This window comes from Acidovorax sp. KNOB132 (assembly GCF_057541515.1).
Genome location: NZ_BAAJYT010000199.1, coordinates 1 through 6573 on the forward strand (window position 1 = coordinate 1; position 6573 = coordinate 6573).

Here is a 6573-nt window from a genome sequence, read left to right on the forward strand (position 1 = left end):
GCATCCGCCGCGGCGGATGCGGCTTCCTGCCGCTCCTTGGCCATCTGTTCCACCAGTTGCTGGCGCCCTTGTCGCGCCACGGCGATGAACTTCTCCTGGTTCTTGTGGTGCGGGTACATGCGGTTGGCCAGGTCGATGTTGTGTTGGCGAAACCGGTCCGCCACGCGCTGGGCCTCTTGCGCCGGCAGGCCCATGAGTTCCAGCACCGTGCGGGCGGTCTTCAGGCTCGACTCGAACAGCTCGCGCTCGACGTGCTCCACGCCCAGATCGCGCAGCGCGTTCCAATGGCTCATGTTGCGGGCGCGGGCCACGATTTTCAGCTGCGGAAAGTGAGCGCGCGCCAGTGCGGCGATCTTGACGGACTGGCCCGTGTCGTCCACCGCGATGACCAGGATGCGGGCCTGCGCGGCCCCTGCGATGCGCAGGAGCTCCAGCCGCGTGGCGTCGCCGTAGAACACGCGGTAGCCGAAGGTGTGGGCCACCTCGAGCATCTCCACGCTGTGGTCCAGCACGGTGGTCGGCACGGCTTGCAGCAGCATGGTGCGCGCGACGATCTGCCCGTAGCGCCCGAAGCCCGCGATGATGACCGGCGCCTCCTGCGGCTCGGAGATCTCGGCCGCGGCCGGCACATCGGTCTTGAGCCGCGCATAGCGGCGCAGCAGCACGCGGTCCAGCAACACCAGCAGCAGCGGCGACAGCAGCATCGACAGCGCCACGGCGCCGATCAGCAGCGACGCGGTTTCCGCCGGCAGCGCGCCCGCCGTCGATGCCGCCTGGAACACGACGAACGCGAACTCGCCGCCCTGCGCCAGCAGCAGCGTCATCACGGGCCGCTCCTGGTACGGCGTGCCGGTCACGCGCGCCAGCGCGTAGATCACCACGCCCTTGATGACCAGAAAGCCGAGCAGCACCAGGGCCATCAACCCGGGCGAGCGCATCAGCACGCCGAAGTCGATGGACATGCCCACGGCCATGAAGAAGAGCCCCAGCAGCAGGCCCTTGAAGGGCTCGATATCGGCCTCCAGCTCGCGCCGGTATTCGCTGTCGGCCAGCAGCACGCCGGCGAGGAAGGCGCCCAGCGCCATCGACAGGCCCACGATGACCATCAGCCAGGCGATGCCCACCACCAGCAGCAGCGAGGCGGCGGTGAAGATCTCCGGCGTCCTGCTCTTGGCGATCCAGCGCAGCACCGGGCGCAGCAGCAGCCGCCCGCCCAGGACGATGCCACCCACCACGCCCACGATCTTGGCCGCTTCCAGCAGCAGGTCGGGCGTGGCATGGGGTGCCGCGTCGGCCGCGGCGGCCGCACCCAGCAGCGGCAGCAGCGCCAGGATGGGAATGGCCGCCACATCCTGGAACAGCAGGATCGAGAACGCCTTCTGCCCGCTATCGGTGCGCATCAGGTTGCGCTCGCCCAGCGACTGCAGCGCGATGGCCGTGGACGACAGCGCCAGTCCCAGCGCGCCCACCAGCCCCACGCGCCACGGCAGGCCGCAGGCCCACGCCGCCAGCCACAGCAGCGCCGCGCACCCCAGCACCTGCGCGCTGCCCAGCCCGAAGATCGGGCGCCGCAGGCTCCACAGCCGGCTGGGCTGCAGCTCCAGGCCGACGAGGAACAGCATCAGCACCACGCCGAACTCGGCGAAATGCAGGATGTCCTGCACGTTGCTCACCAGGCCCAGGCCCCAGGGGCCGATGGCGATGCCGGCCGCCAGGTAGCCGATGATCGCCCCCAGCCCCAGTGCCCGCGCGATGGGCACGGCGAGCACGGCCGCGCCCAGGTAGAGGAAGCCGTAGGTGAGCCAGGTGGGTGCGTGGGCCATGGAGAAGGAATGGGGTGGAGAAAGAGGCGGTGAAGGGACCTCGGCAATTTTGCATCGGTAAGATCGGCGGCTCCCGATCCTTTCATCTTCTTTCCTTTCTTTTCCGGCGGACCCATGGACCTGCACACCTGGCTGGCATTTTTGGCGGCGGCTTGCCTCATCGCGATCTCGCCAGGCTCCGGCGCCGTGCTGTCCATGAGCCACGGCCTCACCTACGGCGTGCGAAAGACGGGCGCCACCATCCTCGGGCTGCAACTGGGGCTGCTGCTGATCCTGGTGATCGCCGGGGCGGGCGTGGGCTCGCTGCTGCTGGCCTCCGAGACGGCGTTCAGCGCGGTGAAGATCCTGGGCGCGTGCTACCTCATCTACATCGGCATCGCCCAATGGCGCTCGGGCGATGCGTCGTCCCTGCCGGGCGGGGAGGCCGCGCCGGCCGGCCCGTGGCAAAAGCGCTGCCTCACGGGCTTTCTGACCAACGCCACCAACCCCAAGGGCATCATCTTCATGGTGGCCGTGCTGCCCCAGTTCATGACCGACACCCGCCCGCTGTGGACGCAACTGCTCGCCATGGCGGCCACCATGGTGGCGGTGGACATGGCCGTCATGCACGGCTATGCCGCGGGCGCCAGCGCACTGCGCCGGCTGCTGCGCAACGCCCGCGCGGTGCGTGCGCAGAACCGCGTGTTCGGCGGCCTGCTGATGGCCGTGGGCACGGGGCTCTTCTTCGTCAAGCGCGGGGCCCAGCACGGTTGAATCCATTTGCTATTAAAAATATAGCAATATGCCCTAGTGGAATATGCGCTGGAGGGGTTTTTGACTCATACTCCCCAGTCTGGCCCCGGGCGGCGCTACCATCGCCCCCGCCAACCCAACTTTTGACACCCAGGAGGCGTGCATGCCAGTGATCGCAGTGGCCAATCCCAAGGGCGGCGTGGGCAAATCCACGCTCGCCACCAACATCGCCGGCTATTTCGCCAGCCAGGGCCACGCCGTGGTGCTGGGCGACGCCGACCCGCAGCAGTCGTCCCGGCTGTGGCGCGGGCTGCGGTCCCCGGCCGTTCGGCCCATCGGCGACTGGCCCGTGCAGCCCGACGCCATCGGCCGCCCGCCCAAGGAGGCCACCCACGCGGTGCTGGACACGCCCGCGGGCCTGCACGGCGCGCAGCTCAAGTCGGTGCTCCAGCTGGCCGACAAGGTGATCGTGCCGCTGCAGGCCAGTGTGTTCGACATCTTCGCCATCCGTGGCTTCCTGGACGAGCTGGCCGAAAGCCGCCATGCGGCGAACGTGCAGATCGGCATCGTCGGCATGCGGGTCGATGCCCGCACCATCGCGGCCGACAAGCTGGGCGAGTTCGTCGAAAGCCTGGGGCTGCCGGTACTGGGCCGGCTGCGCGACACGCAGAACTACATCCATCTGGCCGCGCAGGGCCTGTCGGTCTTCGACGTCTCGGCCAGCCGCGTGGCGCGCGACCTGGAGCAGTGGCAGGGCATCTGCGACTGGCTCGACCAGTAGGCCGGCGCGCGCGGCTGTCGCGCGCCCGACAACGCGCACGGCCCGCCCCGGCCTAAAGTGCGCGCATGAAAACCTTCCAGACGTATTCCGAAGTGGCCGCCTGCGTGGGCAGCGAGGTGGCGGTGACCGACTGGATCACCATCACCCAGGCGCAGATCGACCAGTTCGCCGAGGCCACGGGCGACCACCAGTGGATCCATGTCGATCCCGAGCGCGCGGCCCAGGGCCCGTTCGGCGCGCCGATCGCCCACGGGTTTCTCACGCTGTCGCTGATTCCGCGGTTCTTCGAATCGGCGTTCGCCATCGCCGGCGCGCGGATGGGCGTGAACTACGGGCTCAACCGCGTGCGCTTCACCTCGCCCGTGCCCGTGGGCAGCCGCCTGCGCGCGCGGCTCACGCTGCAGGCCTGCGAGCCCGCCGCGCCGGACGGCATCCAGATGACCTGGCTGGTCACCATCGAGCGCGAAGGGTCCGACAAGCCCGCGTGCGTGGCCGAGTCTCTGGCGCGCAACTACGGCGCCGCGCCCTGAAGGCGCCCCATGAAAAAGGCCCGCAGGGCGAACCTGCGGGCCTTTTTTGGGGAAGGGGCTGGGCCGGCCGCAACCGGCCGGGCCGCCGTGCGATCAGATCAGTGGTCGCCGCTGACCGTGTTGCGCGACTTCGCGGCCGCCACGGTTTGCGCCTGCACTTCCTTGCGGGTGACGACCGTGGCGTTGCCGGAAACGGCCAGGGGCGCGGGCACGTCGTACCAGTCGCCGGCGCGGGGCAGGGTGCCGTTCTGGCGGGCGGCCACCAGGTCGGCCACGACGGCTTCACGGGTCAGTGCGCTGGAGGCGGCGACAGGGGCGGGATAGTCGGAGCCGTCGCCTTCCACCCCGGCGTGGGCGGCGAAGGCGCTCAGGGCGATGGCGGCAGCGGTGGCGAGAGTGCGGTAGTTGTTCATGATGGTGTCCTTCATTGGTTGGTGTTTCCGGGCAAGGCTGGTCTTGTTGGGGGCCGGTCTTGTCCTGCCTCGGTGGGTCCGCCTTCAGGCTTTCTCATCGATGGGTTGAACTGTACGCAGGGTTAACCCTTTGAAAAACAGCACTCTCGGCAATGAATAATTAACAAAATTGAAATAATCGCGGCCCTTGAAACGCCGTCATTCCTGCAATGGATAGATTGCTGACGATGCGCGTGTTCCAGTCCGTGGTGGACGAAGGCGGCTTCGCCGCGGCCGCGCGCGCGATGGACCTGTCGGCCGCGGCGGTCACCCGGCTGGTTGCCGACCTGGAGAGCCACATCGGCACCCGGCTGCTGCAGCGGACCACGCGCCGGGTCTCGCTCACCGATGCCGGCGAGGCCTACCTGGCCCGCGTGCGCACCATCCTGGCCGACGTGGAGGAGGCCTTCGCCGCGGCCCAGGCCCACACCTCGGAGATCGCCGGCGTGCTGCGGCTGCACGCGCCGCCGGTGCTCGCGGTCCACATCCTCGCGCCGCTGGTGGAGGGCTTTCACCGGGCGCATCCCCGGGTGGTGCTGGACATCCATGTGGATTCCTCGCTGGAGCCGCCCATCGGCGATTTCGACATCACGCTGCTGAGCGACGACGCGGTCTTCGGCGCCAACGTGATCACCCGGCCCATCGTGCGGTCCGACAGCGTGGTGTGCGCCTCGCCCGCCTACCTGCGGGACCACGGCATGCCGCAGGTGCCGCAGGACCTGGCCCGGCACCAGTGCCTGCTGCGCCGGCGCAGCGACACCAAACCGGGGGTGATGCGCCTGTTCGATCCCCTGCTGGGCCACCGGGCCATCGACATCGAGGTGCAACCGGTCTGCGTGACCAACCACATCGAGACCCTGCTGCGTGCTGCGCTGGATGGCGCGGGGCTGACCTCGCTGCCGGTCGATCTGGCCGCGCCTTACCTGCGCAGCGGGCAACTGGTGCGGGTGCTGGCGCCCTGGACGGCGGGGCGCTTCACGCTGTACGCGGCCTTTCCGAGCCGCAAGTTCATGCCCGCACGCACGCGGGCCTTCCTGGATTTTCTGAGCGCCCGCACGCGCAAGTCCGTGGAGGAGGCGCTGCAGGCCCCTGGCGTCCTGGACCAAAACGCGGCCCCGCCCGCCCCGCAGGCCTGAGGGCCGGGCCAGGGCCTTGGCGCATCAGAGAAAGCTGTTTTGCCGCCAGGCTTCGTACACCGTGACCGCCACGGCGTTCGACAGGTTCAGGCTGCGCTGCCCCGGCACCATCGGCAGCCGCAGCTGCTGGGCAGGCGGGAATGATTCGCGCAGCTCGGGCGGCAGGCCGCGCGTCTCGGCGCCGAACACCAGCCAGTCGCCGGCGCGGAAGCTGGTTTCATACACCGTGAGCGTGGCGTGCGTGGTCATGGCGAACATGCGGGTGGCGTCCGGCTCGGCATCGCGCAGGAAGGCGGTCCATCCCGCGTGGCGCTGCACCTCGGTGTACTCGTGGTAGTCGAGGCCCGCGCGCTTCATCAGGCGGTCTTCCATGGAAAAACCCAAGGGTTCGATCAGGTGCAGCCGGCACGCGGTGTTGGCAGCCAGCCGGATCACGTTGCCCGTGTTGGGCGGGATCTCGGGTTCGACAAGAACGATATGAAACATGGCGTCTATTGTCGGCATCTGCGCCGCACCCAGCGCGAAAGCTCGTAAACAAACGTATCCAGGGCTGGTGAGCGGCCCTGGTCAGGGGCTGTCGGTGCGGGCGACCACCACCGCGGTGATGTGCACGGCGCCGGCCTCGCGCAGCACCCGTGCCGCCGCGTGCAGCGTGGCGCCTGTGGTCATCACGTCGTCCACCAGAACCACCCGGCGGCCCGCGATGCGCGCGGCGCGCCCGGGCTCCAGCGCGAACGCGCCGCGCAGGTTGCGCAGCCGGTCCTTGCGCGGCAGGCCGCTCTGCGCCTCGGTGGCGCGGGTGCGCAGCAGGCTGGCGGCATCCGCCTTCGCCGGCGACAAGGCACGCGCCAGCAGCGCGGCCTGGTTGAAGCCGCGCTCTTTCATCCGCTCGCGCGACAGGGGAATGGGCAGCAGGCAGCCGGCCGCTTCCACGGCCGGTTCCACCCAGGGCGTGCTGCGAAGCAGGGTGGCCAGCGACGGCGCCCAACCGGGATCGGTCCGGAACTTGAAGTCGGCCAGCGCCTGCGCCCAGGGGTAGCCGTAGTCCACCGCGGCAAGGCAGGCGTCCAGCGGCGGCGGGTCGGTGAGGCAGCGCCCGCAGCGCGCCACGCCCGCCGG

8 protein-coding genes are annotated in these 6573 nt (G+C 69.6%); 4 read left to right on the plus strand and 4 right to left on the minus strand.

The window, feature by feature from the left end; genetic code table 11:
• A partial coding sequence (kefC, locus tag AC27IO_RS18630; RefSeq protein WP_498740119.1) for a glutathione-regulated potassium-efflux system protein KefC occupies window positions 1-1823 on the minus strand: 1823 nt, incomplete at its 3' end.
• A 114-nt stretch (window positions 1824-1937) separates the two neighbouring features.
• On the opposite strand from kefC, the gene AC27IO_RS18635 reads away from it, so the two are divergent.
• The 3 genes from AC27IO_RS18635 (at window position 1938) to AC27IO_RS18645 (ending at window position 3866) form a co-directional block, all read left to right on the plus strand.
• Complete coding sequence (locus AC27IO_RS18635; protein WP_284393355.1) at window positions 1938-2576, plus strand: LysE family transporter; 639 nt, start codon at window positions 1938-1940, stop codon at window positions 2574-2576.
• A gap of 142 nt (window positions 2577-2718) precedes the next feature.
• Window positions 2719-3336 (plus strand): nucleotide-binding protein, encoded by a 618-nt coding sequence (locus tag AC27IO_RS18640; protein ID WP_317356288.1) that lies wholly within the window; start codon window positions 2719-2721, stop codon window positions 3334-3336.
• 65 nt (window positions 3337-3401) lie between these two features.
• Window positions 3402-3866 (plus strand): MaoC family dehydratase, encoded by a 465-nt coding sequence (locus AC27IO_RS18645; RefSeq protein ID WP_284393360.1) that lies wholly within the window; start codon window positions 3402-3404, stop codon window positions 3864-3866.
• A 98-nt stretch (window positions 3867-3964) separates the two neighbouring features.
• Here AC27IO_RS18645 and AC27IO_RS18650 read toward each other — a convergent pair whose 3' ends face one another.
• A complete protein-coding gene (locus AC27IO_RS18650; protein WP_284405399.1) occupies window positions 3965-4279 on the minus strand; it encodes a DUF4148 domain-containing protein in 315 nt (104 codons plus the stop codon).
• A gap of 209 nt (window positions 4280-4488) precedes the next feature.
• On the opposite strand from AC27IO_RS18650, the gene AC27IO_RS18655 reads away from it, so the two are divergent.
• Window positions 4489-5454, plus strand: a complete 966-nt coding sequence (locus AC27IO_RS18655; protein WP_487090242.1) for a LysR family transcriptional regulator — start codon at window positions 4489-4491, stop codon at window positions 5452-5454.
• Between the two features lie 24 nt (window positions 5455-5478).
• Here the strand turns inward: AC27IO_RS18655 and trmL are convergent, their stop codons facing one another.
• Together trmL and AC27IO_RS18665 are read right to left on the minus strand one after the other, a co-directional pair.
• Window positions 5479-5940 (minus strand): tRNA (uridine(34)/cytosine(34)/5-carboxymethylaminomethyluridine(34)-2'-O)-methyltransferase TrmL, encoded by a 462-nt coding sequence (gene trmL / locus AC27IO_RS18660; RefSeq protein WP_272565035.1) that lies wholly within the window; start codon window positions 5938-5940, stop codon window positions 5479-5481.
• Window positions 5941-6021: 81 nt separating this feature from the next.
• On the minus strand, window positions 6022-6573 hold a 552-nt coding region (locus tag AC27IO_RS18665; protein WP_498740123.1), incomplete at its 5' end, for a ComF family protein.